The sequence below is a fragment of the Flavobacterium hibernum genome (assembly GCF_000832125.1).
Taxonomy (GTDB): Bacteria; Bacteroidota; Bacteroidia; order Flavobacteriales; family Flavobacteriaceae; genus Flavobacterium; species Flavobacterium hibernum.
In genome coordinates this window covers 65,440-91,369 of sequence record NZ_JPRK01000013.1, presented here as the reverse complement: position 1 = coordinate 91,369, position 25,930 = coordinate 65,440, and the positions used below count along the sequence as shown (strand labels likewise).

Here is a 25,930-nt window from a genome sequence, read left to right as displayed (position 1 = left end):
AACCTGTCGGGTTTAATTTAGTTATGTAAGCTTTGTCTAATTTATTACTCTTTTTTATGATTCACAACTGCTGCAAGTAACTAAACTTGTAACGAGTTCTTTAGAAACACTTTGACTGCGTTGATAATACAAACTTTTAACGCCCAATTGCCACGCTTCGATCATTAGGCGGTTTACTTCCTTAATTGGTAATTCTGCCGGAATATTTAGGTTTAAACTTTGCCCCTGATCTACAAACTTTTGGCGAATTGCTGCTTGTTGTACAATCTCTAACTGACTGATTTCTTTAAAGGTTTTAAATACGTCTTTTTCATTTTTAGAAAGTTGACTCATATGTTGAACGCTTCCGCCGTTTAGCATAATTTCTCTCCAAACTTCTTCGTTGTCAAGACCTTTTTCTTCCAGTAATATTTTTAGGTATTTATTTTTACGCATAAAATTACCTTTGCTCAAACCAGCTTTGTAATAATTACTGCTAAAAGGTTCAATTCCTGGAGAAGTTTGTCCTAAAATTGCCGATGATGACGTTGTTGGAGCAATTGCCATTGTTGTCGTATTGCGTCTTCCGTATCCTTTTAACAATTCTGGTTCACCATAAATTCTGGCTAAATCCTGAGTTGCTTTATCGGCTTTGTCGCTAATGTGTTTGAATATTTCTGTGGTTTTCATTTTGGCTTCCATTCCTTCAAACGGAATCATATTTTTTTGCAAATACGAATGCCATCCTAAAACGCCAAGTCCAAGCGCACGGTGTCTTTTGGCAAAACGATTTGCTGCTGCCAAATAATAATTGCCTTCGGTTTTTTCGATGAATTCCTGTAAAACTGCATCTAGAAAAAAGATAGCCAATTTTACAGCTTCAGTATCTTTCCATTCTTCATAAAGTTCTAAGTTCATTGACGAAAGACAGCAAATAAATGATTCATCAAAACTAGATGGCAACATGATTTCGCTACACAAATTACTGGCGTTAATGCGCAGGTTTTTATCTTTATAAACTTGTGGTTTGTTCTTATTTACATTGTCACTAAAAAAGATATACGGCAATCCTTTTTGCTGACGACTTTCTAGAACTTTAGCCCAAACTTGTCTTTTATCTGCATCGCCATCGATCATTTCCTGCATCCAGTAATCTGGAACACAAATTCCAGTGAACAAGTTCTGAATTGGATTTCCGATGCTTTTAATCTTCAAAAATTCTTCTATATCCGGGTGATCAACATCTAAATAGGCAGCAAAAGCACCACGGCGAACGCCACCTTGCGAAATCGTATCCATTGTAGTATCAAAAAGTTTCATGAAACTTACTGCTCCACTACTCTTTCCGTTATCTGTTACGGCACTTCCTCTTTCGCGCAATTCTCCAAAATAACCAGATGTTCCACCACCAATTTTGGTTTGCATGATTACTTCTCCTAATTTATGTGTAATTCCTTCTATTTCATCTGGAACGTGAACGTTGAAACATGAAATTGGTAAACCGCGTTCTGTACCCATATTTGCCCAAACTGGCGAGCTAATACTCATCCATCCGCGCTCGATCATTTCTACAAAAGACTCTTTTAACTCAGGCTTGTAAAGTCGTTTTGCTGCAGCGGTACAAATTCTGTCAATGGCACCTTCTACAGTTTCGCCTTTTAAAAGGTATCCACGATTTAAAATTTGTTCACTTTCAGAGTTTTTCCACCACATTTTATTATCGGCTTCGCTTAACGGAAGGCTGTTTCCTGAAGTTATATCTGTTGCGTTTATCATATTTATTGCTTTTAGAAAAGGTCGTTTGCGGTAATACTTTTGTCGTGTTTGGTATATTCTACTGGTCTTTTTGCAAAGAAATCATCCAGACTATTGGCAAAAACTTCTTCTTCAAACCAAGCCATTGCTTTATAATCTTCTGGCGCAACATTAAAAATGGTTGGAATATTAATTTGAGTTAAACTTTCGTCGATTCTAAATTTCATAAAGTTCACCAAATCTGCTTTTTTGATTGTTTCGATTTCACCTTCTTCAAATATCCAGTCTAATATATCAGCTTCAACATCTATAGAATGCTTAACGGTTTCTCTGATAAGATTTAGAGTTTCATCATCAAAATAATTCGGGAATTCTTCGCGTATTTTGTTTACAATATAAATACCACCATTTGCATGAATTTGTTCGTCGATAGAAGTCCAGGCGATAATATTACTCACGTTTTTCATATATCCTTTAAATCTTGTAAACGATAATAAAATCGCAAACTGACTGAAAAGTGATACATTTTCAATCAAAATACTAAACAGGATCAACGATACTACGTACTTTTTGTTGTCTTGTGATTTGGTATCTTTTAATACATCTGATAAATAATCGACACGTTTGCGAATCACCGGTATCTCCATTAGTTTTTCGAATTCGTCATTGTATCCTAAAACTTCTAAAAGACGCGAATATGCCTCAGAGTGTCTAAACTCACATTCTGCAAAAGTACTTCCTAAACCATTAAACTCAGGTTTTGGAAAATGCTCGTATATATTACCCCAAAAGCTTTTTACAGCAACTTCTATTTGCGCAATGGCCAACAAACTATTTTTTATGGCTGTTTTTTCTGCTTCATTCAAATGGGAATGAAAATCTTGTGTATCTGCAGTGAAATCGACTTCGGTATGAACCCAATATGCTTTATTTATGGCTTCTGTAAATTGTAAAACCTCCGGATATTCAAAAGGTTTATAATTGATTCTTTTATCAAAAATAGACATATGTATACGTTTTAAAATGGTGACTTAATTTGAATAAAAATGATGTGTTTTTGTAGTAGCTATTAACAGCATTTCTATAAATACAAATTTAACCCAGAGATCTTCTTTTGGGCCTATTTTGATGTTAAAAAACGCGCCAATTATCAACAGTTATTACCTTCTTAAAAACGGCAAGGAATTCACTTTTTATCAACAGCACTCTTTAGTCTCGTAACGTTCAAAATGCCAGTTATTTATACTAAATCTAAATAGAGTTATCAACATAAAAAGAGCGTAAAAGACCTGTGATAAACAAAACACTTATCAACAGTTCAATTCAAATTTAGGGTCATTTTGATACAAAATTGCCATTTAAAAATGTTTTTTAATGCTCTTACAAACCCTTTTTAAAATTTACTTATTAGCCAAAAATAAAATTCACAAAAGTCAAAACAAAAACATAAACCATTAATAATAAATATTTTAACTTTAAACATGACATATATCAGATCAAAATAATTATGATTTATTTTTATGAACAACTTAATTTTTTAAGATACTTTCTAATTAAAACCGAATGATGGCTAAAGTTGATGTAATTTTGCAGTAATCAAAAAATATTATCATGATTATAAGAAAAGCGACTATCGAAGATTCTGAAAGTATTGCAAAACATTTACTGTTAGCAATGGAAGAAATTATATATAAATTTATTGCTGAAAGTGATCCTAAAACGGCCTATTATTTCCTACTTCATTTTGTTGAATCAGAAAATAATCAATACTCGTATCAGAACTGTTTTGTGGCCGAAGAAAACGATGAAATTGTAGGAGCTGTTGCGGTTTACGACGGAGGCAAATTGCAAGAATTAAGAAAGCCTATTATTGATTATGTTCGTCTTAATTTTAACCCTGATTTTAGCCCGGAAAACGAAACCCAAAGTGGCGAATTTTATATCGATTCGCTAGGCGTAAATCCAAATCATCAGGGAAAAGGAATTGGATCGAAAATACTACAGTTTTTAATTGAAGAATTTGTAACCAAAAACAATCAGACTTTAGGTTTATTGGTAGAAGAAGAAAACCCAAATGCTAAAAAACTTTATTTAAAATTAGGCTTTAAACCTGTTGGAGAAAAAACTTTGGTAGGGAAAAAATTAGAGCATCTTCAAATAAAATAGTATTTCTTTAGTTTCAGGTTTCAGGTTTCAGGTTTGCAGTGAACCTGAAACCTGAAACCTGAAACCTGAAACATTTTAAACAGATTAACTCTTCTTCTCCTCCTTAACAAGATTCTTCCTAAACGGATCATCAAAATATGTGTTAACTTTTCATAACTAAAAGTGTATCAGTTTAAAAGTTTTATATTTGCACTCGAAAAAATTAACACCACATTGCAATAAGGAGCATAATTGTTCCTTATTTTTTTATTGAGCATCTATTGAAATTTACATTAAAAAATACCCTCTCAGATCGTAATATTATTATTTTAGGAATCGTTTTTATTATTCTTACTGTTCTTTCTATTTTTATATTAAGCAGTCTTATTACGCAAATCACCGAAAAATCCAATTCTACTAATTCATTACGTAGTTTTATTAAGAAACAGGAACTTTTAACATTAGAGTTTTCACGTTTTCTTGAAGCTGAAAAAGAAGTAAAACGAGTTATTGAAATTAGTACTCCAGAAAAACTACACGATAATTTAAATGTCGTAAATGCGATACAAGACAATCATAATCTGGTTAAAAATAATTGGTTTCAGATCAACGATGGTGCAATAGAATTTTCAGAATCTAAAACTAATCATAACTTAACTACTGATATTAAAGACTTTATTGCCAAAAATAGAAATAAAGACAAACTCAATACTATAGTTAAAGATCACCAAAATTTCTTTTGGCGTATTTATTTTAAAACAACTGCGGCAAATGGAACCATAGTTCGATATGGATATGATATTGATTTAAAGTCTTTACAATCTTATTTTGCCACAATTGATCAAAAGGCCGAGAATTATGCTTTTATATTTAATCAAGATGGAACTATTATATATCATCCCGAGATTAAATTTATAAAACAGAACGCTTTCAGGGTTGCAAATCTAAAACCTTCAGATACCATCTTTAAATCTGTCGCAGAGAATTTTACCAAAAGAATTGTGCTTTCAGAATTTTTAGGGATAGACATTGTCAGATACACTAAAAAACTAAATGCAAACGGTACAAATTGGTACATTTCGGTTAATTTTCCAGACAAAATTGCAAACGAAGACGCTGATGCAGTAAAAAAATATGCCACATTAATATACTTTATTACAACGGCAATTTTAATTGTATTCCTTTATTTGTTTACCATTTTTACCCGTAAAGCTTTTCAGCAAAAAGAAATTCTTGCAGAAGAGAAAAATAAACTTCTGGTCGAAAACGAGAAAATCAATAAAGAAAAAGTAATCATACAATTGCAACAATTAAAAGAGCAAATTAATCCGCACTTTTTGTTTAATTCACTTAATTCGCTTTACATGCTTATTGAAAGTAATACTGGTGTGGCGCGGAAATTTACACTGAATCTTTCTAAAATTTACAGATATCTTATTAATCCTCCGGTTAACAATATCGTTACGGTGCAGGAAGAATTACTTTTTATAGAGAAGTATATCTTTTTGCAGCAAACCCGATTTTCCGGCGAATTTATGTTTGCAATTCATATCGAAAACGAAGATTTCTTATCTAAAAAAGTCCCTTATCTTTCTTTTCAGATCGCAGTAGAAAATGCGTTAAAACATAATATTGCCTCAGAAGAAAACCCTTTAAAAATAACAATTGAGATTAACGAAAACGTTGTAATTATTACCAATAATTTAAACGAAAAGCAAAACTTCGAGAAAGAATCTAAGTTTGGTCACAAATATTTAGAAAGTATTTATAAATACTACTCTAAGAACGATTTTAAGGCCTTTAAAAAAGATGGCGATTTTACTTGCATTTTACCAATGATTGACTAAAAAAAATCATTCACTCCCGAAAAAAAGCCACTCACTCCATTTTGTTTTTTTTAACGTAATCCGTGCAATATTTTTAGCCAAAAATTAACCTAAACTTAACTTTCTATGAGAGAAAAGGCATTGTTGAGAAGTCTAAAAAATATCGCTTTAGTGATGTTAGTACTGAATACTAGTACTATGATAGCTCAAAAAAAGAATAAAAAGAATAAAGAAGACAAAACAGAACAAGTTAAGGATTCATTAAAAAATTCGAAAGGACAAAAATATGATGACCTTATTAAAAAAGGAACATTAAAAAAAGGTCTTTTTAACACTATTCAGGTAAAAACAGATCTTTATCTGGAGATTAACGATTCGCTTTTTCAGAGAGAATTTTTAGTAGTGAATAAAATTTCGAATGTTCCCTTGCCTGTAAATGAAGCTGGATTGAATAAAGGAATGAACTACGAGAATAAAATTATCACTTTTCATAAAGATTTAGTTGCCAAAAAAGTTTGGGTTAAATCGTCTGTACCACAGATTTCATCACCGGTTGGTGATGCTATTACGGCCTCGGTAAACAGCAATTTCTCTGAATCTATTATTGAAGTTTTTGATATTGAAACCAAGAATAACGACTCGACTTCGGTAGTAATTAAAGCGAATAAAGTTTTTGACGGAAAACAAAAAAGTTTCAATGATATTTTGAGCAATATTGGTTTTGGAGGTTCTTTAAAATCTGATTTATCCTATATCGAAAATGTAAAAACTTTTCCAAAAAATATCGTTGTTAAATCGCAATTAACGACTTCTGTAAGTGAAGGCGGCCCTGCTCTATCGGTTACGTTTGGTGTAACTTCTAATATTATTTTATTGGATAAATTACCTATGCAACCTCGTTTTGCAGACAATCGTATTGGTTATTTCTCTGAAAAACACTGGTATTTTAACGATAGCCAACACGCTATGTTAGAGAAAGAACTAATTACACGTTGGAGATTAGAGCCTAAAAAAGAAGATATTGAAAAATATAAAAAAGGTGAATTAGTAGAACCTAAAAAACCTATTGTTTACTACATCGATCCATCGACACCAAAACAGTGGCGTTCGTATATTATTGAAGGAGTTCGTGACTGGCAAGTTGCGTTTGAAAGAGCTGGTTTTAAAAATGCGGTTATTGCAAAAGAACCTACTGCTGAAGATACTGATTTTGATATTGATGACGTACGTTATTCTGTAATTACTTATGTAGCATCGCCAAAATCTAATGCTATGGGACCTGCGGTTGTAGATCCTAGAAGTGGTGAAATTATCGAATCTGATATTATTTGGTGGCACAATGTAATGACGTCATTACAAAGCTGGATGCGCATTCAGACTGGTGCAATCGACCCAAAAGCTAGAGGAAACAAATTTAGTGATGAACATATGGGAGAAGCAATTCGATTTGTATCATCTCACGAAGTTGGACACACTTTTGGTTTAAAACATAATATGGGTGCTTCATTTGCTTATCCGGTAGAATCGCTAAGATCAAAGGATTTTACAGCAAAAATGGGCGGAACTGCTCCTTCTATCATGGATTATGCGCGTTACAATTATATCGCTCAACCTGAAGATAATGTAGAAGCAATTACACCAAAAATTGGTGAATACGACAAATATGCTATCGAATGGGGTTATAGATGGTATGCTGACCAAACTGAAGAACACAATGCATTAAACGGCATGATTTCTAAACATCAGGATGATCCTCTTTATTTCTACGGAGAACAACAAGATGGCGGAAGTACAATTGATCCGCGTTCGCAATCTGAAGATTTAGGTAACGATGCTATGAAAGCCAGCGAATACGGACTTAAAAACTTAAAAAGAGTTGTTGCTAAAATCCTTGAATGGACGTATGATAAAGACGAGTCTTACTATCAAACGGGTAAACTTTATATTGGTGCAATTGGACAATGGAATTTATACAATTATCACGTATTAAGTAATGTTGGAGGTATTTATTTAAACACAACAGTTCATGGTGATAACAAACAAAGTTATGTAGCTGTTCCGGCTGCAATTCAAAAAAGAGCCGTTTCGTACTTATTAAACAATAGTATTAAACTTCCGGAATGGTTGTTCTTTAACCCAATTTTAGACAAAACAAATCCGTTAAAAGATTCTCCTCTTGGGCCATACGAATACACACCTTATACTCTAGCAAGAGAGTTACAATACGGAATTTTATACAGTTTGTTAAGCGACGATCGTTTGTTGAGAATTACTGAAAATGAATTGTTTCAACGCAATGAAGCTAAAGAAAATGTGTACACCGTAACACAATTATTCAAAACCATTCATCAAAACATATTTGCGCCTACAATCCAGAACAAATCGCTTACGATTATGGAGCGTATGACTCAAAAAAATTATGTTGATGTATTGATTGTTTCCACTAACAAACTTTTTGAAAAAACAGATGCTAAAAAAATCATTCAGTTAGAAGAAACGTTAAGTATGCCTCATTTATGCGATTATTTAGACGAAGCAAAAATGGCGCGTAACATTAATCAATCTTCTCTAAAAAGAGTTTCTGAAGTTACCTCTGATAAAAAAGGCGAATTGAATCAGGTTTTACAATTATTGAAAGCAAAGAGAAACATTGGAAATCAAGAAACCAAGAACCATTATTTTGATTTGATTCAACGTATCGAAAAAGCACTAAACAACACACTATAAATTAAATACAATCCAAAAACAAACCAATGAAGAATTTATTTTACATGCTGAGTTTCCTTCTTGCCCTTTCGGGGTATGCGCAAGAGAGGACTATTAAAGGAAAGGTACTTGATGCCAAAGACGGACTTCCAATACCAGGAGTTACAGTTATCGTCGAAAATACTTCGATATCAAACAATACAGAACAAAAAGGGGTTATTGAAAGTGCAAGCTTAGGAACTGTAACCGATTTTGATGGTGCATTCGAATTGAAAATTAACAGTAACATCAAAACTTTAAGAGTAACCTACATGGGGTATTTACCTTATACAATTGATATTACAGATAAAAACCAATACAATATTTCTTTGAAACCTGATGTAAGCGAGTTAAGAGAAGTTGTGGTAACGGGTTACCAAAAAATTGAAAAAAGAAAACTGACATCGGCTGTTGCAAAAGTTGAAATGGCAGATATTAAACAAGCAGGTGTTGCGAGTTTAGATCAAATGTTAATTGGTCAGGTTGCGGGTGTTGCCGTAACACAACAAACAGGAGCTCCGGGAACGATCTCAAAAATTAGAATTCGTGGTACTGCATCTCTTAATGGAGCACAAGATCCTTTATGGGTTTTAGATGGTTTGCCACTTGAAGGAAACGATGTGCCTCAAAATTATGACAAAGACAATATTGATGTTTTAAGTAATTTTTCTATCGCAGGTTTAAATCCGGAGGATATTAAAGATATTACCATATTAAAAGATGCTGCTGCAACTGCCATTTATGGTGCAAGAGCTGCCAACGGTGTTATTGTGGTAACGACTAAAAAAGGAAAAAAAGGAAGCATGAAAGTAGATTTGAATGTGAATACTTTCGTGACTCAAAAACCTGATTTTTCTAAATTAAACCTTTTAAATTCTTCTCAAAAAGTAGATTTTGAACTTTCACTAGCTTCAAGAGAAGATTTGACTTACAGAGACGGTAACGGAGAAATTTCCCGTATTCTTAAACAGGCTAATGAATTAGGAGCCTATAGATCGGGAGGTTTTTCGTCTCTAAGTTCAGCGACACAAAACTCAATTAATGCTTTAAGAAACATCAATACCAATTGGGGTGATTTATTGTACAGAAGTGCCATCAATAAACAATATACATTAAGTTTATCTGGTGGTGGGGAAAAATCTGATTACTATTTCTCTTTAGGTGCTTACAACGAAGAAGGTGCTACTATTGGAACTGGTTTTGACAGATACAACCTTACCTTAAAAAACAACTTTGATGTAACTGATAAATTGCATGTTGGAGTTGGAATTTTTGGTACACAAAGCAAAAAATCTTCTTACATTTCAGATACAGACACTTTTACAAATCCTGGTAATTACTCCAGAAACGCAAATCCATATCTAGCTCCATTAAACGCTGACGGAAGTTATAATTATGATAAAGACATGACTGGGTATGGAAATGGAAGTGTATATATTCCTTTTAATTACTTAGAAGAAAGAGAAAATACCAATTACGAATTGACAACAAGATCTATAAAAGCATTACTTGATGTTGATTATAATATTACAAAAGGATTAAAAGCAAGTACACAAATTGGTTTACAGTTTGACAACAATGCTTCTGAAAAATATGCTGGTAAAGACACTTACTTTACAAGAAAAGAAAGAGAAAAAACAAGTGTATTTGCAAATGGAGCTTATAGTTATTTCCTTCCTGTGGGCGGAATTATTCAAAATTCAAACACTGACTTTTTTCAATATAACTGGAAAACGATGTTAAACTATAGTACTACTCTTGGAGGAAAACATGAGTTAGAATTTATGGTGGGTAATGAATTAAGAAAAAACAAAAGCACAGCTATTAATACAAAAGGTTTTGGTTTCGACCCGAAAACATTGACTACAACTCAAATTATTTTTCCAACTCAAGCTTATGCATCTAATCTAAACTATAGAACATATTTAAAGAGTGAAAACGAAAATGCATTTGTATCATTGTTTGCAACAGCATCTTATACTTATGACAGAAAATATACTTTCTTTGGAAGTGTTCGTTACGACGGATCTGATTTATTTGGTGTAGATCCTAAATACAAATACTTACCATTATGGGCAGTTTCCGGTTCATGGGCAGTATCTGAAGAAGATTTCTTAAAAGGTAATGAAATAGTTTCTAATTTAAGATTACGTGCGTCTTACGGTTTACAAGGAAATATCGATAAAAATACTTCTCCGTATGTCGTTGGAACAAATCAAACAACTACTATTTTACCGGGACAATCAGAACCTATTATTACTGTAATTTCTCCTCCAAATGATAAATTAAGATGGGAAAAAACAGCGAATACCAACTTTGGGATGGATCTTGGTTTATTTAACAATCGCATCAACATTGTAACTGATGTTTACGGAAGAAAAAGTACTGATTTAATTGGTTTACAATCGCTTCCTGTTGAAAACGGTTTTGAATTCACAAATGCTAACTGGGCTCAGGTAACGAATAAAGGATATGAAATTTCTTTATCTACAAGAAACATTGACCGACCAAACTTTAAATGGAATACCACTATTAACTTTGCTCATAATAAGAGTAAGATAGATCGTATCCAGACAAGATCTAACACCTATTTACCTTCAAGACAAGGATTACCTGTTAATGCCGTATTTGCATTAAAAACTAACGGAATTGATGAAAATGGTTTCCCTTTATTTGTAAACAAAAAAGGAGAAACTGTAAACACGCAAACTCTTTTTGGTCTTTTTGATCCTTATGCAGATTTTTTCCCGGGAGTTTTCTCGCAATCAAAACTTACAGATGAAGAAACAAGAGATTTGTTTACTTATGTTGGAGATGCAGATCCTAAATTTACCGGTGGTTTTATCAATACTTTTAAAGTTCATAATTTTGATCTTACTATTGCTACCACTTTCAATCTTAAACAAACTGTTGTTGAAAGACCAAATTTTAATGGTACACAAGTAGATCGTGGTCAAAACTACACTACAGATGTACTTAATGCATGGTCACCTACTAATACAGGTTCACACATACCTGGAATTACTAGTGAAACTTCAGGAACAGGAGATTCATGGATGGCTTTCCAATGGTTTTCTCCAGCAGGAGCACCACTTAATGTTTACAACTATTTAGATACTTGGGTTCACGAAATGAGTTACATGCGTTTAAGCAGTGTTCGTTTAGGATACTCATTGCCTAAAACAGCGACAAAAACGTTGTTTATGGATAGTGTAAGATTTAGTATCGAAGGAAGAAACTTATTCGTAATCAGCTCTGATTATAAAGGTTACTTTGACCCTGAAACGTACGGAAATATCTATGCACAACCAATCCCAAGATCAATATCTTTAGGATGTAACCTAACTTTTTAATCTGATTTAAAATGAAAAATAATATATTAAAATACGTATTCTTTGCCGGTGTAGCTATAACTACTGTAAGCTGCGATCATTATCTTGATATTGAGCCAGTAGGTAAAGTAATTCCGGAAACTTTAACTGATTATAGAGCAGTAATGACAAGCGGCTATTCTACAACCGCTATTCATAAAGCATTATCTGCTATTAGAGCAGACGAATTGGTTTTAGATGAATTTAATGATAATGCTACTTTTTACAGAGATCATTATATCTGGAACGATGCAAATCCTGATAAATCTACAAACAGTTTTCCTTATGCTGCTTTGTACAACAGAATTTTCTATACGAATGTTATCATCAATGAAGCAAGTGTAAAATTAGCGCCATCTGCAGAGAAAGATCAACTACTAGGAGAAGCTTATGCACTAAGAGCATTAACTTATTTTGATTTATTGAATATCTTCAGTAAACCTTATGATGCAGCAACAGCTGCAACAGAAAGAGGTGTTCCGTTGGCTTTAAAAATAGATTTAGAGCAGGCTTACGTTCCTGAAAGTGTTGCTGTTATTTACGACCAGATTTTATCTGATAATGAAGAGGCTAGCAAATTATTGAATTTAGACACTCAAACAGCCGGCATTAACTACCGTTTTTCTAAAGCTGCTTTATATGCAATGGAATCTCGTATTTTCTTATACAGAAAAGAATGGACAAAAGCTATTGCTGCTGCAGATAAAGCAATGACGTACAAAAGTGCTTTAATAAACTTAAACACTACTCCTGCTTTACCTAATCTTTATAACGGACCAGAATCTATATTAGCACTTGAAGATCCTTTTATTAATCTTTTAAAAGGAGCATCATATGCTGCGCCAACTTTAACAGGCGTTTATGATAAAACAAACGATTTACGTTTTGCCTTGTATTTTCAGGCAAGCGGAAGCAGATTCAGATTTAGAAAAGGTGGCGATATCGCTCAAAAATGTACGTATAGAACATCTGAATTGTACTTGACCAAAGCAGAAGCATCGGCTCAATTAAATGATCTTCCAACGGCAAGAACAACAGTAACCACTTTTATTAAAAACAGATATAATGCTACTGCTTTTAATACATTAAGTACATCGATTGCCGCCATGACACAAACTCAACTTCTTGATTTTATAGCTCAGGAAAGACAACGTGAGTTTGCTGTAGAAGGTCACAGATGGTTTGATTTAAGAAGAACAACTCAAAAACAAATCAATCACACCTTTAATGGTCAAAGCTATACATTGATAGAAAATGATCCGCGTTATACGCTTCCATTTCCTTTAGATGCCCGCTTAAACAATCCAAAATTGTAAAAAATTAGCTCCGTTTTTAACGGAGCTTTTTTTTTAACTTTGCATAAAATTAAACGAAATGAAAATAGTTATAATTGAAGATGAACATTTAGCTTCAAACTATCTAAAATCAATACTCGAACAGCAAAGTATAATTTCAATCAGTGAGATTACAGTACTTAAATCTGTAAAAGATGCTGTCGCTTTTTTTAATAAGAACACAGTTGATTTAGCCTTTATGGATATTCATTTAGGAGATGGTAAAAGCCTTGACATTTTTGAACAAACAATTATTTCATGTCCCGTTATTTTTATTACCGCTTACGATTCTTATGCCGTAAAAGTTTTCAAACATTTTACAATAGATTATCTTCTCAAACCGTATGAAGAGGAAGAATTACTCGAAGCTTTAATAAAATACAAAAACATAAAAGAGACCTTTAATACCAACTTAATTGTAGAATCATTGGTCGAGATTGAAAATCAAAGTAGCGTACAACATCATTTTTTGGTCAATCACAGAGATAAACTATTATCCATAAACGATGCCGATATTACCTATTTTTATGCTACCGGAAAACACCTGTTTATATACACCAATTCCGGAAGCAGTTATTTATACAACAGCAATCTAAAAGATCTTATCAATAAGCTCAATCCTGCCCTTTTCTTTAAAATCAATAGAAGTTATATTATTAACCGTCATAACATTCAGGAAATCGTTAAACATTCAAGTCAGAAAATAGAAATTTTGCTCAATGTTGCGCTTCCAGATTCTGAACCAATCATTTTAAGCAAAAAGGAAATCAATAACTTTAAAAATTGGCTTGATTCATAGTAGATTCAAAACAACTTTTCGCCTTTTATAATTTATACTTCAGTTTGAAATCAATTTCAAATATCAAAACCGTGTTCCTTAAACTCTAAGAAAATATTACACTTTTTCTTTAGTTTTTATCACATAATCCGTTTCGCCAGCGATTTTGTCCGTCTCCACCCAATTTACGATTTACGTCAATTGAAGTCATTATACTTTTGACCTGCATAAAGCAATAATTAGTATAAAATAAAATCTTGAAATTATGAAAATCGTTAAAAAATTATTCATTGGTTGTATTCTTCTTGCTTCGACAAGCGGTTTTAGTCAGAGCTTTTTTAAAAGCATAGGAGAACGTCTTTACTTTGGAGTAAAAGCCGGAGCCAATTATAGCAACTTTACTAATGCCAACTTCGATACTGAGGGGTTAACCGGATTTCATGCCGGAGCTTTTGTAGGGTACAAATTTAATGATCACTTTGCCGTACAAGAAGAGTTTTTATATTCGACACAAGGCGCAAAACTTAAAGGTGGTCTTATGGATGGAGAAGATATAAAACTATCTTATGTAACCGTTCCTATTCTTCTAAAATACAAAACCAATTTTGGAATGTATCTTGAAGCTGGTCCGCAAATTGGAATTTTAGTCGACGAAGATTTTTCGGCTCTTGGAATTCCCTCCAGTACCAAATTTGCAGAAAAAATTGACGGCGGTGTCGCTGGTGGAATTGGCTATGAATTTAAAAACGGACTCGGGATTGGTGCTAGATATTATTTGTCTCTAACGAATGTTAGTAAGATAAAAACGGCTGGTATAAACAATGATTTCCAAAACAATACAGCCCAAGTTAGCTTATCATACACTTTTTAAGAAGGTTAAAATAACAAAACAAAAACTCCGACTACAAAAACGTAGTTGGAGTTTTTGTAAAAAATAATATCCAATTATTATCCTCAGATATTTGTATATTAGATAGGGCAAATAAAAAGCAATAAAACAGGCATTAAATGATAAACAATATTAGAAAAACAATAACTCCTTATAATCTCAAAGAGATTCGCCGATTAAATATGTTATTGGTAAGTCTCGCCTTTCCGTTTACTTTTTTGCTCCTGTTTTTGTTCGAAGAAATTCTCTCGGCATTATTTGTACTCGCCATTAAAACTGCTTGTTATATGTTTATCACCAGTAATTTATTGGTTTGGATTTTAAAATTCAGTGCAAAAAAATTCCCCGATGATAAATTCAAATTTCAACTTTGCAGATTGAGTCTTAGTTATTCGTCCGGAATTGCAATCTATCTTACACTTTGGCCTATTTTTTCGTATCTAGCTAAAATTCCGAGTCATTTAGATAATTACAAACTATTAGCCGCTTTTATAGCTATTTCGACCGTACTTACAACAATCATTCTGTTTCTTCATGATTTTGTAATCTTTAGACAAAATAAAATTCAGACTGAGCTCGAAAATTCACGCTTGCAACTACGAAATTCACAGGCCGAAAATCTATTGTTGAAACAGCAAATTCATCCCCACTTTTTGTTTAATTCATTAAACACACTAAAAGCTTTATATAAAAAAGATCCAAAACTTGGCGAAATCTACTTGTTGCAATTAGCAGATTTTCTTCGTTCAGCAGTATCGCTCAACAATAGACTTGCAACAACTCTAGACGAGGAATTAGAAATTTGCAAAAACTATATGGAAATGCAAAAAATGAGATTTGGCGACGCTTTAGAATGGAAATTAAACATCGAAAATCAAGAAATGCTAAAAGGTTTTGTTCCTTCATTTTCCTTACAACCTTTGTTAGAAAATGTTATAAAACACAATATATTTACAAAAGAAGCTCCTTTAAGATTAGTTATAGAACAACACCAAGATTATATTAGTGTATCTAATGCCATAAACCCCAGAAATGCAGGAGAAACATCTACAAAAAGCGGTCTAAGCAATCTTGCCGAACGTTATCAATTGTGGTCAGGAAACGAAATTATAATTAAGAACGACGGAAAATATTTTTCTGTTAGCTTTAAAATCATGCCCGATGAAAATAGTAATAATTGAAGATGAAATACTCGTTGCCGAAGATCTGGTTAGTAATCTAAAACAAATAAATCCTGATGTCGAAATTGTGAGCATTTTGAGTTCTGTTAAAGAAGCTGTCGATTATTTTGCTGTTAATCCGCAACCCGATCTTATTTTTAGCGATATACAATTGGGAGATGGATTGAGTTTTGAAATTGCAAAAAAAATTACCATTGAAGTTCCTGTGATATTTTGTACCGCTTTTGATGAGTATGCATTAGAAGCTTTTAGAGCCAACGGAATTGAGTATATACTGAAACCTTTTAGCACTGAATCTTTGCAAAAAGCACTTTTCAAGTTTCAGAATATGCAAAAAGTAATGGCAGGAAGTATTGCTTTAAAATATGAAGCTGCTATGGCAACTTTGGCCGCCAAAAACAAAAATAGCAGCAATACGATTATGATTAAATACAGAGATCGGTTATTGCCTTTTACCCTGGACAAAATTGCTCTGTTTTATCTTGAAAATGAAATTACTTATGTGCAAAGTCATTCCGGAAAAACCTATGCAATGACAGAGAGTCTCGAAGAACTTGAACATAAAGTTGACACAGCTTTTTTTAGAATGAACAGGCAATTTCTCGTCAATCGTAACGCTATCGTAGATGTAACAGATTACTTTCCTAGAAAACTAAAAATTAATCTGTCATTTCCGTTCAATAAAGACATTATTGTAAGCAGAGAAAAAAGAAGTAAATTATTAACCTGGCTCACAGAACATTAAAAACTATTGAAATAAAAATACTATACAAAAAAAGAGCTGATTTTACAATCAGCTCTTTCCATCAAAATTAAAAATTAGATGCAAATTCCTTTGCAAAATCCTCTAGTTTTGTTTTTCCATCAACAGAAGTTTTAGTACTCAAAAAATCTTCCTGAATTTTTCCGCTTCTTAAACCAGCGCCCATTTCAGTATACAATTCTGCTATTTCTACTGGTAATCCAGCCTGTTTCATTCCGCCAAGAGCATCTTCATCTGTAAACTCAATCCAAGGCAATTCTGGTTTGTCAATCGCAAGACCCAAAACTGTTGCAACATCTTGTGGTGTGCGAACATCACTTACAATGTAACGTACGTTTACTCCTAATGCTTTTTGTAATTCCTCTGCAGCAGCAGTTGCAATATCCTCAGGATGCACAAAAGGAATCGAAATTGTTGACGGATAATTAGACCCAATAATTCCTGCACCTTTAATTAGTGGTACATCATTGTACAAATTTGTATAGAAAAATCCCGCACGAAGAAACGTGAATGAAACATTCTCTACACCTTCATAAATTTTTTCAATGTTATGAAGTCCCGCAATTGGGCCATTTCCGCCAGACAAATCGGCACCAATACTGCTTAACATAACCACGCGTTTCACTCCTGCTTGTTTTATAGCTTCGGCCAAAGCTTTACCAGCATTTGTAGTATTTTCAAGAATATTAGCTCCTCCTAAATTTGGCGGTGTCATTGCAAAAACCGCATCGGCTTTAGCAAAAGCATCTTTCAAAAAAGCAACATCATTTACAGAACCAATTGCTGCTTTTGCTCCCAAAGTTTCAATAGCCTTAACTCTATCTGTATTACTGCTCACAACAGTTACCTCATGTCCAGAAGCTATAAGTTTTGCGGTCAAAGATTTTCCTATGTTTCCTAATGAACCTGTAATTGTAATTTTCATATCTAAATTATTTTTTTATTAGCAGTAACAAAGGTATATTTGTACTTACTTTTACACAAGTACTTACCCTAAAGTATGCACAATGACAGCAATTAAAGAAACATCGACAATTCAGGAGAATAAGCAATATGCTTTAGAAAAATGTCCCGTAACATATGTAATGGAAAAAATTGGCGGATACTGGAAACCTATTATTATTTACCACCTTTCTAGTGGTCCATTACGCTATAGCGAATTAAAAAGAGCGATTCCTGCCGTAACCGAAAAAATGTTAATTCAGCATCTTAAACAACTAGAAGCCGATAATCTTGTTATTCGAGAAGCAAAACCAGTTGTACCACCTTTTGTAACCTATAGTTTAAGCGCATCTGGAAACGGATTATTACCCATAATTGAGGCAATGGCAACTTGGGCATTTAAAGATAAAGAAGATGGATTTAATATCTCTTAAATATTCAAAATAAAACAAAAGCCGATTAAATTTCCTTAAACATCGCTATTTTTATATAAAAAATATCCAAATGAAAAACATATCAATACCACAAGCAGGTTTAGTTTTAAGAGTCGTTTTAGGAATTACAATGCTTTCGGCAGTTGCGGATCGATTTGGTCTTTGGGGCGCGCCGGGTGCTCCGGGAGTTGCTTGGGGTAATTGGGAAAATTTTATCGCATATACCCAAACTTTAAACTCATTTGCCAGTAAATCTGTAGCAGGAATATTGGGCGCATTGGCAACTTTTTTTGAAGTTGTTTTTGGAATAACGCTAATCATCGGTTTCAAAACCCGAATTTCAGCTTTAGGAACATCGGCATTACTGCTTCTTTTTGCCATCGCAATGGCAACTTCATCCACCATAAAAGCACCTTTCGATTATTCGGTTTTAACCAGTGCGGCAGCAGCTTTATTGCTTTCAGTTATTGGCAAGACTTCGTTTGCTGTAGACAATAAATAAAAGCCGTTTTTTCTTCTAACAGTTTTTTAAAACCAGTTAGAAAACTCAAAATTTTATTTCTTTTCACGCCTTCAAAAATAAAGGTTTGCAAAGCCTAAACTATTTTTAAGGCTTTTTTAAGTCCTTAAACTTTTCGTCACCAAATATCTATTCGTAAATTAGCCAAAACAAAAATTATCCGAATGACAGTACTTACATTTACCCTAATAATGATTCTTGGTGCTTTTTTAGCAGGTTTTATTGGTTCATTATCAGGTTTAGGTGGCGGAATTATAATAATTCCCCTTTTAACCGTTATTCTTGGCGTCGATATTCATTATGCAATTGGTGCAGCCTTAGTTTCTGTAATTGCAACTTCTTCAGGGTCAGCGGCGGCATATGTTAGAGAAGGAATTACGAATATGCGATTGGGAATTTTTCTCGAAATTGCTACAACAATTGGAGCCGTTTGCGGAGCACTTTTGTCAACCATTGCTCCTACTTCCTTTATCGCCGTATTATTTGGTTTAACTTTAATTTTCTCGGCTATAAATTCTCTTCGAAAAAAAGAAGAACATATTGTTTTAGAATCAAGCCCTCTAGCAAAAAAATTACGCTTAAACGGAACTTATCCTTCGCATGACGGAGAAGTTATAAGTTACGGAACCAAAAACGTTCTTGGAGGTTTTAGTATGATGGGAATCGCCGGAATGATGTCTGGTTTATTAGGAATTGGTTCAGGAGCTTTTAAAGTAATCGCAATGGATAACATTATGCGAATTCCGTTTAAAGTTTCGACTACAACCAGTAATTTCATGATGGGAGTTACAGCAATGGCGAGTTCTGTAATTTATATTCAAAAAGGATATATTGAACCGGGAATTTGTATGCCAGTTGTTATTGGTGTATTGTTTGGCGCTATGGCCGGAGCAAAAGTTCTCGTAAGAACAAACCCTAAAAAACTAAGAATCTTTTTTGCATGCCTAATTTTTGTACTTGCAATTAACATGATATATAACGGAATCAATGGAAAAATCTAAGGTTATGCAAAAGGAAAAATTTGGAGAAAAAGATTTTCAAACCATCGTTGGAAACTTATTACGTTACGGCGTTTGGATTTCATTATCTGTAGCTTTTATTGGCGGTATTGTTTATTTAATGGGGCATAGTAATGATATTGAGAACTACTCGGTATTTCATGAAAATGACCGTAATATTTTTGAAGTTATTTCGGCAATTTACAATGGTGTCATTCAAGGAAATGGAGAATCAATTATATTCTTTGGGATTATCTTGCTTTTTTTAACACCCGTATTTCGTGTTTTACTATCGTTGTTTTCTTTTATTTTAGAGAAAGATTATCTGTATGTGGTAATTACACTAATTGTAATTTTAATTATTCTGATAAGTGTTTCTTTCGGATTCTCGCATTAGATATTTTTTCACGCAGATTTTGCAGATTAAGCAGATTTTATTTTTTAATCTTTTATCCCGTAATTATTAGGCATTATTTGATAAAATCATTTCTCTCACACAACACTCTATGCGTATTTTAAATAAGTGAAACGCCTTTTTTTCAGGACAAAAACTATGTTTCTATGTGTTTAAAATTACGCATTTCATTAAGTCCAATTATTTAAAGGCTGTTTTTTACTAATTGCCCTAATCGTTTTAAATTAAGTTCTACTTTTTCGTTCCATGCCAAACCAAAATTAAGGCGCATACAATTATGATATTGGTCGTGTTGTGTAAAAATTCTGCCTGGAGCAAAACCTATCTTTTGCTGGATTGCTTTGTCATACAGAACAGCAGTATCAATGCTTTTGTCCAATTCGAGCCAAAGAAATGATCCTCCTTGTGGTTGTGAAATTTTGGTATTTTCTGGAAAATGATCTTCAATAGTTCGCTGAAAATGAAGCGAATTTGTATACAATGCACTTCTAAAAGTTCTTAAATGATGATCGTATCTGCCGTGTTCCAAAAAATCGGCAATTACTTCCTGATATAATGAAGGCATACAAACCGTGTGAGCCATTTTTTGTTTAATGATTTTATCCTTGAACTTTCCGGGGGCCACCCAACCTACCCGATATCCCGGTGCCAAAGTTTTAGAAACAGATCCACACCACATTACAATTCCAGCTTCATCATAATATTTGCAAGGTTTAGGGCGGGTTGTTCCAAAAAACAAATTACCATACAAATCATCTTCGATCAAAGGAATATTATGATGAGTAAGCATTTTCACCAGTTCCATTTTACTTTCATCCGGCATCAAACTTCCTAACGGATTACTAAAATTGCTCATAAAACAGCAAACATTCACTTTATAAATCACCTTTTTTAAAGCCTCTAAATCAACTCCTGTAATAGGATGAGTAGGCAATTCGATAATATTAAGCCCCAAACTTTGAGCAACCTGAATAATTCCAAAATAAACAGGACTCTCAATTGCAATCGTATCTCCACGTTTGGTAACCGCCATTAAACAATTAAAAATAGCGTTCATAGCTCCAGATGTGGTAACAAAATCGTCTTCGGTCAGTTTTCCTTCCAGTACAATTGACCATTTTGCCAAATTACGCCTCAAATTGGCACTTCCCTGAACAGATTCATATCCCGTACCGCTTTCTTCTAAATTGCGCATGACTTTAACAAGTCCTTTATTGAGTTTAGCAATAGGCAACAAACTCTGATCTGGAACTCCAATAGAAAATCTGGTAATATTTTTATCACTCAAACTATAAAAAACCTTTGTTATTAAATCCTCAGAAGTCGTTTTATCTTCTAATAATTTAAGCTTGTTCATTGATGGTATAGACAGCTTTCTATTAGAAGTATTACTAACATAAAAACCAGATTTTGGACGCGATTCTATTAGCGATTTACTTTCTAACTCTAAAAATGATTGCTTAATGGTATTTAAACTTACATTGTGTAATTTTTGCAAAGCACGAATAGACGGAAGCTTGTCTCCAATTTTTAAAGTTTCAGAGGATATTTGCTCCTCGATAATATTTGCAATTTTTAAGTATAAAATTTCTTTTGCCATTTCTTTAACCTGTATCCTGTAAATTTACAAAAAATCAATCTGTAACCACTTATTATTAGTTACAGCTATTTAACCAATTTGATAATCTATCGGTAGCGTTTTTAATTTTAATTGTACGTGTTTCAGGATCATTAAACATTGAATTAAAAGTTTTTTGAGCATGAAACTTCAAATCATGCTCTGCTTCGATACTATAAAAATCTTTTTCCCAATAAGAATTAATTTCAGTTTCACCCTCATTATTGAATTTAACAAAAGCATAACCAATTACTCGATTTTCGAAAGAAGCAATACTCAAGGGAAGTCCAAAATGATTCGTAAATAGAGACCTTTTTTGGTTATCGTGATTATCATCATTCCTTTTATTTTGATAAATATTCACTATAGATATTAAGGATGATAAATTAACCTGATCAAACAGAATGTTGGTGGTAGTTGTGGTATTCATTGCTATAGATATTTAATTTCTATTCAAAATTACTGCGCAAAAAATACTAGATACAGATACAAAAATCATTTATTTTAAGGGTACAGATGATTATTTTTTAACTGTTTTAATACACATTTATAATCCCCGAAAAAAGAAAATTTAATATCTTTACTATTATGATAGAGATAGGAATTGACAGTTTTGCTTCGGCAATGTACGGAGACAACAACACGCTCAGTAGTGTTGATGCGATGGAACAATTACTCCAAAGAATCGAACTTGCAGATCAGGTTGGATTAGATGTTTTTGGAATTGGAGAACATCATAAAAAAGAGTTTTTAGATTCGGCTACGGCAGTAATATTAGGTGCTGCGGCCTCCCGAACAAAACGTATTCGATTATCTAGTGCTGTTTCTGTTTTAAGCGCTGCCGATCCTGTAAGAGTTTATCAAAATTTTGCGACACTCGATTTGATTTCAAAAGGAAGAGCCGAAATTGTTGTGGGTCGTGGGTCTTCGATCGAAGCTTATCCCCTTTTTGGTTTTAATTTGAATGACTACGATGCTCTTTTTAAAGAGAAATTAGAATTATTATTACAAATAAGAGACAATGAATTTATAACATGGTCAGGAAAATTTCGTCCTGCCATAAATAATCTTCCTGTTTATCCAAGAGCATTACAAGAAAAATTGCCTGTTTGGTTGGGTGTTGGAGGAACTCCGGAATCTTTTGTAAGAGCAGGATCTTTAGGATTACCTTTGATGGTAGCCATTATTGGAGGTCAAACACATCGTTTTCGTCCTTTAATAGATTTGTATCGTGAAGCTGGTAAAGCCGCTGGTTACAAACCCGAAGAACTTCAGGTAGGTTTACATTCGCCTGGTTATGTTGGAAACACCACTGAAAAAGCTATAGAAGAATATTATCCGGGTTACGCTGAACTTTGGACTAAACTAGGGCTCGAGCGCGGATGGCCACCTGTTACTAAAGCTAAATTTGACGGTCTTATTGACGACGAAGGTGTTTTGATTGTTGGTGATCCTGAGCGAGTTGCCGAGAAAATTTTACGCCACAGCGAATCATTAGGCGGAATCTCGAGATTTACGTTCCAAATGGATAATGCAGGCCTTACACATAATCAACTTATGAATGCCATAGAATTAATTGGTTCAAAAGTTATTCCTTTGGTTCAAAAAGGGTAATAAGTAATTATAAATTGTGAATTGTGAATTGTTGGCTAATCTAAAACTAACAACAGATAATTCACAATTCACAATTTACAATTCACAACTATACTTAAAATTTATACGTTACTCCCACTCTAAAATTAATTGGCTGTTCTGTTTGCCAATAATAAGCAGAAAGATAAGAGTAATAAGAACCGCTATAAAGATATTCGTTTAGAATATTATAAACGTTTGCAGTAATTTTGAACTTTTTCGTATCGTAAGATAAACCTCCATCTAGTTTGAAATAATTTGGAAGTTTTTCCAATCCAACACTCCAAGTATCAGTCAAACGTCCTGCTAAATAAGTTCCACCCAGCGAAGCGCCAAAACCTTTAAATGTTCCATATTGAATCGTATAGTTTAACCATGCATTTGCAGTATGTTTTGCATATCCAGGCACAATATCTCCCACCGAAATTCCCGGAATAGTACCATTTAATTTTAATACTACAGATTCTGTAAATGCATAATTTGCAACAACATTAAAACCGTCAAATATTTTTCCTCTCAAATCAAACTCAGCTCCTCTCGCCCTTTTTTCACCAAGAACAATACTATATTGTTCACCAGGTTTATTTGTTGGGTCAGATGCTAATTCATTTTGTTTTAAGATACTGTAAGCAGATAATGTCGTACTCCAAGATCCGTCAAACCAATCCTTTTTAATTCCAATTTCAGTATTACTTCCCGTAAGCGGCTTTACCTTGTCTCCACTTTTAATAATACCCGATTGTGGTATAAAAGCCTGATCGTATAATCCGTAAAGAGCCAAACTTTCAGTAATAGAATAACTCACTCCTACACGTGGCGTAATATGGCTGTCTGCAATTGGAGCTCCTCCCCAACTAGCATTACTAATCCAGGTATAACGTCCTGCCAGAGTAACTCTAAGCCTGTTGTCAAAAAATCCAAGTTCATCCTGAATATAACCTGCCGCATAATTAGTAGTCATTAATCCTCCAGCATTTGCTGCTCTAATACTAAGTGGTGTAGTGTGGTCGAAAGCAGGAAAACCATTTGATGGCGTGCCATAATTTGGATTGTACACATTAAAAGGTTTATCTGCCGTATCAAGGTTATGAGATTGGCCCCAATCTGCCATATAATCTTTACTTGCCAAATCTACACCACCCAATATTTTGTGGCTAACAGATCCAGTATTGAATTTTCCGTTCAAAAATATTTGTCCCAAATACATATTACTTTCAGCATCCCAAATACCAACATTTCTAATAATATTTCCTTTTCCTAGAGCATTACTATCTGAACCCACTGCATTAGGCCAAGAACTGTAACCTTGCTGAATGTATTTAAAATAAGAAGTCTGCGCTGTTAATTTCCAGCTGTCATCAAATTTATGCTCAAAAGTTAAGTATCCGCTATGATCCTGAATGTTTGTATCAGGCAATCCAGGTTGCGTCATTGTAAATCCAACTGGCAAAGTCGCATATCCATCAGCTTCAGGGCCAAATACATAATAAGACCCAACTTCGGTCATATTTGCATACTGAAAATTATATTCGGCAGTAATTTTAGTCTTATCATCAATTTGGTATGAAATTACCGGAGCAATTACATAACGATCATTGTGCTCAAACGGACGATGTGAACCTTTTTTTTGCGCTGCTGCATTAAAACGGTATAAAAACTTCCCTTTTTTATCCAGTTTTCCGTCAAGATCGACACTTGCTCTGTAAAAATCATAACTTCCAGCCATCACATTTACTTCACCTTTAGTAATTCCAGTTGGCTTTTTAGTCACCACATTATAAAGTCCGCTTGGATCACCGCTAGAAAGCATGAACCCCGCAGGACCTTTTACAAACTCAATATGATCTACAAAACTCATATCTTCAGTAAGAGGTCCCCAAAAAGACGAAACCACATTAAATCCATTACGAAAAGCCTGTATTTGAGAACCGCGCATTGTAATATTAGTATACAAATCTCCCCAATGTTCCAGACGCACGGCGCCACTCACATTGCGAATAACTCCGTCGCTCATACTCACAATTTGTTGATCTTTTAAAGTTTGTCCGCTAACAATTTGAATATTCTGAGGAATCTCAAGAACAGGAGTTTGAAGACGTAATGATAACGAAGGTTTATCCTGCTTGTACTTATTCTTAGTAATTACAACTTCATCAAGATCTTCCTGACTTTCAGAAAGAGCAAAATTTTTGGTTGTTGTTTGTTTTGCCGTAACCGTAATTCTATCTTCTACAGTTTGAATACCTACCACTCTAATACTAATTGTATAAGTCGCGGGTTTCACATTTTTAATTTCGTACTGTCCATGTTCGTTTGTAACAGTATAATATTTTGTTCCTTTTAGAACAACCGAAATATTCTCGGCAGGAACATTACCTGTCAAAGAAACTTTTCCTACTACTTTTCCTGTTTCCTGGCTCATCATATGCAATGAACTCAGAAATACAAGACACAGTAAAACTCTTTTTATAGTCATTATAATTAATTTTAATTGGTTTGATTATTTGTCGCAAAAGTATATGTTAATATTTTGTTATCCAAACTATTTTTAATCATTCTAAATAAAAATAGTTATATTTTTTAACCGTACGCAAAATCAAAATAG

At 33.6% G+C, this 25,930-nt stretch carries 20 protein-coding genes; 14 read left to right on the top strand and 6 right to left on the bottom strand.

Annotated elements, in window-relative coordinates; genetic code table 11:
- Window positions 1-54: 54 nt before the first annotated feature.
- Together IW18_RS15850 and IW18_RS15845 are read right to left on the bottom strand one after the other, a co-directional pair.
- The gene (locus IW18_RS15850) at window positions 55-1,755 is read right to left on the bottom strand and encodes a ribonucleoside-diphosphate reductase subunit alpha (protein WP_041518868.1); all 1,701 of its coding nucleotides are present in this window, start codon (window positions 1,753-1,755) and stop codon (window positions 55-57) included.
- Between the two features lie 11 nt (window positions 1,756-1,766).
- Entirely contained in the window at window positions 1,767-2,741 is a 975-nt protein-coding gene (locus IW18_RS15845) for a ribonucleotide-diphosphate reductase subunit beta (RefSeq protein ID WP_041518867.1), read from the bottom strand.
- A gap of 604 nt (window positions 2,742-3,345) precedes the next feature.
- Between IW18_RS15845 and IW18_RS15840 the strand changes: the two genes are divergently transcribed.
- The 9 genes from IW18_RS15840 to IW18_RS15800 all read left to right on the top strand — a co-directional run bounded on the left by IW18_RS15840 (window position 3,346) and on the right by IW18_RS15800 (window position 16,748).
- Window positions 3,346-3,900 (top strand): GNAT family N-acetyltransferase, encoded by a 555-nt coding sequence (locus IW18_RS15840; protein WP_041518866.1) that lies wholly within the window; start codon window positions 3,346-3,348, stop codon window positions 3,898-3,900.
- Window positions 3,901-4,160: 260 nt separating this feature from the next.
- The gene (locus IW18_RS15835) at window positions 4,161-5,726 is read left to right on the top strand and encodes a histidine kinase (protein ID WP_041518865.1); all 1,566 of its coding nucleotides are present in this window, start codon (window positions 4,161-4,163) and stop codon (window positions 5,724-5,726) included.
- A gap of 105 nt (window positions 5,727-5,831) precedes the next feature.
- A complete protein-coding gene (locus IW18_RS15830) occupies window positions 5,832-8,432 on the top strand; it encodes a zinc-dependent metalloprotease (RefSeq protein WP_041518864.1) in 2,601 nt (866 codons plus the stop codon).
- 26 nt (window positions 8,433-8,458) lie between these two features.
- On the top strand, window positions 8,459-11,803 hold the full coding sequence (locus IW18_RS15825; RefSeq protein ID WP_041518863.1) for a SusC/RagA family TonB-linked outer membrane protein: 3,345 nt from the start codon (window positions 8,459-8,461) through the stop codon (window positions 11,801-11,803).
- Between the two features lie 11 nt (window positions 11,804-11,814).
- On the top strand, window positions 11,815-13,137 hold the full coding sequence (locus IW18_RS15820) for a RagB/SusD family nutrient uptake outer membrane protein (protein ID WP_041518862.1): 1,323 nt from the start codon (window positions 11,815-11,817) through the stop codon (window positions 13,135-13,137).
- A gap of 58 nt (window positions 13,138-13,195) precedes the next feature.
- Window positions 13,196-13,954 carry a LytR/AlgR family response regulator transcription factor gene (locus IW18_RS15815; RefSeq protein ID WP_041518861.1) on the top strand — a complete coding sequence of 253 codons (759 nt, stop codon included), beginning with the start codon at window positions 13,196-13,198 and terminating at the stop codon, window positions 13,952-13,954.
- A gap of 244 nt (window positions 13,955-14,198) precedes the next feature.
- Window positions 14,199-14,804: a porin family protein gene (locus IW18_RS15810; RefSeq protein ID WP_041518860.1), complete on the top strand. Its 606-nt coding sequence runs from the start codon at window positions 14,199-14,201 to the stop codon at window positions 14,802-14,804.
- A 137-nt stretch (window positions 14,805-14,941) separates the two neighbouring features.
- Entirely contained in the window at window positions 14,942-16,003 is a 1,062-nt protein-coding gene (locus tag IW18_RS15805) for a sensor histidine kinase (RefSeq protein WP_084607963.1), read from the top strand.
- The gene (locus IW18_RS15800; RefSeq protein WP_041518859.1) at window positions 15,984-16,748 is read left to right on the top strand and encodes a LytR/AlgR family response regulator transcription factor; all 765 of its coding nucleotides are present in this window, start codon (window positions 15,984-15,986) and stop codon (window positions 16,746-16,748) included. The genes IW18_RS15805 and IW18_RS15800 overlap by 20 nt, the downstream gene beginning before the upstream one ends.
- Before the next feature lie 67 nt (window positions 16,749-16,815).
- Here IW18_RS15800 and IW18_RS15795 read toward each other — a convergent pair whose 3' ends face one another.
- The gene (locus IW18_RS15795) at window positions 16,816-17,691 is read right to left on the bottom strand and encodes an NmrA family NAD(P)-binding protein (protein WP_041518858.1); all 876 of its coding nucleotides are present in this window, start codon (window positions 17,689-17,691) and stop codon (window positions 16,816-16,818) included.
- 82 nt (window positions 17,692-17,773) lie between these two features.
- On the opposite strand from IW18_RS15795, the gene IW18_RS15790 reads away from it, so the two are divergent.
- From IW18_RS15790 to IW18_RS15775, 4 genes are all read left to right on the top strand, one after another.
- Entirely contained in the window at window positions 17,774-18,142 is a 369-nt protein-coding gene (locus tag IW18_RS15790; protein ID WP_041518857.1) for a winged helix-turn-helix transcriptional regulator, read from the top strand.
- 70 nt (window positions 18,143-18,212) lie between these two features.
- Window positions 18,213-18,644, top strand: coding sequence for a DoxX family membrane protein (locus tag IW18_RS15785; RefSeq protein ID WP_041518856.1), 432 nt, complete (start codon window positions 18,213-18,215; stop codon window positions 18,642-18,644).
- Window positions 18,645-18,826: 182 nt separating this feature from the next.
- Entirely contained in the window at window positions 18,827-19,663 is an 837-nt protein-coding gene (locus IW18_RS15780) for a sulfite exporter TauE/SafE family protein (protein ID WP_041518855.1), read from the top strand.
- A 4-nt stretch (window positions 19,664-19,667) separates the two neighbouring features.
- Entirely contained in the window at window positions 19,668-20,057 is a 390-nt protein-coding gene (locus IW18_RS15775) for a DUF1634 domain-containing protein (RefSeq protein WP_041519009.1), read from the top strand.
- A gap of 202 nt (window positions 20,058-20,259) precedes the next feature.
- Here IW18_RS15775 and IW18_RS15770 read toward each other — a convergent pair whose 3' ends face one another.
- Together IW18_RS15770 and IW18_RS15765 are read right to left on the bottom strand one after the other, a co-directional pair.
- Window positions 20,260-21,675 carry an aminotransferase-like domain-containing protein gene (locus tag IW18_RS15770; RefSeq protein WP_041518854.1) on the bottom strand — a complete coding sequence of 472 codons (1,416 nt, stop codon included), beginning with the start codon at window positions 21,673-21,675 and terminating at the stop codon, window positions 20,260-20,262.
- 55 nt (window positions 21,676-21,730) lie between these two features.
- Window positions 21,731-22,123 carry a hypothetical protein gene (locus IW18_RS15765; RefSeq protein WP_041518853.1) on the bottom strand — a complete coding sequence of 131 codons (393 nt, stop codon included), beginning with the start codon at window positions 22,121-22,123 and terminating at the stop codon, window positions 21,731-21,733.
- A 161-nt stretch (window positions 22,124-22,284) separates the two neighbouring features.
- On the opposite strand from IW18_RS15765, the gene IW18_RS15760 reads away from it, so the two are divergent.
- Complete coding sequence (locus tag IW18_RS15760; protein WP_041519008.1) at window positions 22,285-23,307, top strand: LLM class flavin-dependent oxidoreductase; 1,023 nt, start codon at window positions 22,285-22,287, stop codon at window positions 23,305-23,307.
- A 94-nt stretch (window positions 23,308-23,401) separates the two neighbouring features.
- On the opposite strand, the gene IW18_RS15755 is transcribed toward IW18_RS15760, so the two are convergent.
- Entirely contained in the window at window positions 23,402-25,801 is a 2,400-nt protein-coding gene (locus IW18_RS15755) for a TonB-dependent receptor (protein WP_041518852.1), read from the bottom strand.
- Window positions 25,802-25,930: the final 129 nt, after the last annotated feature.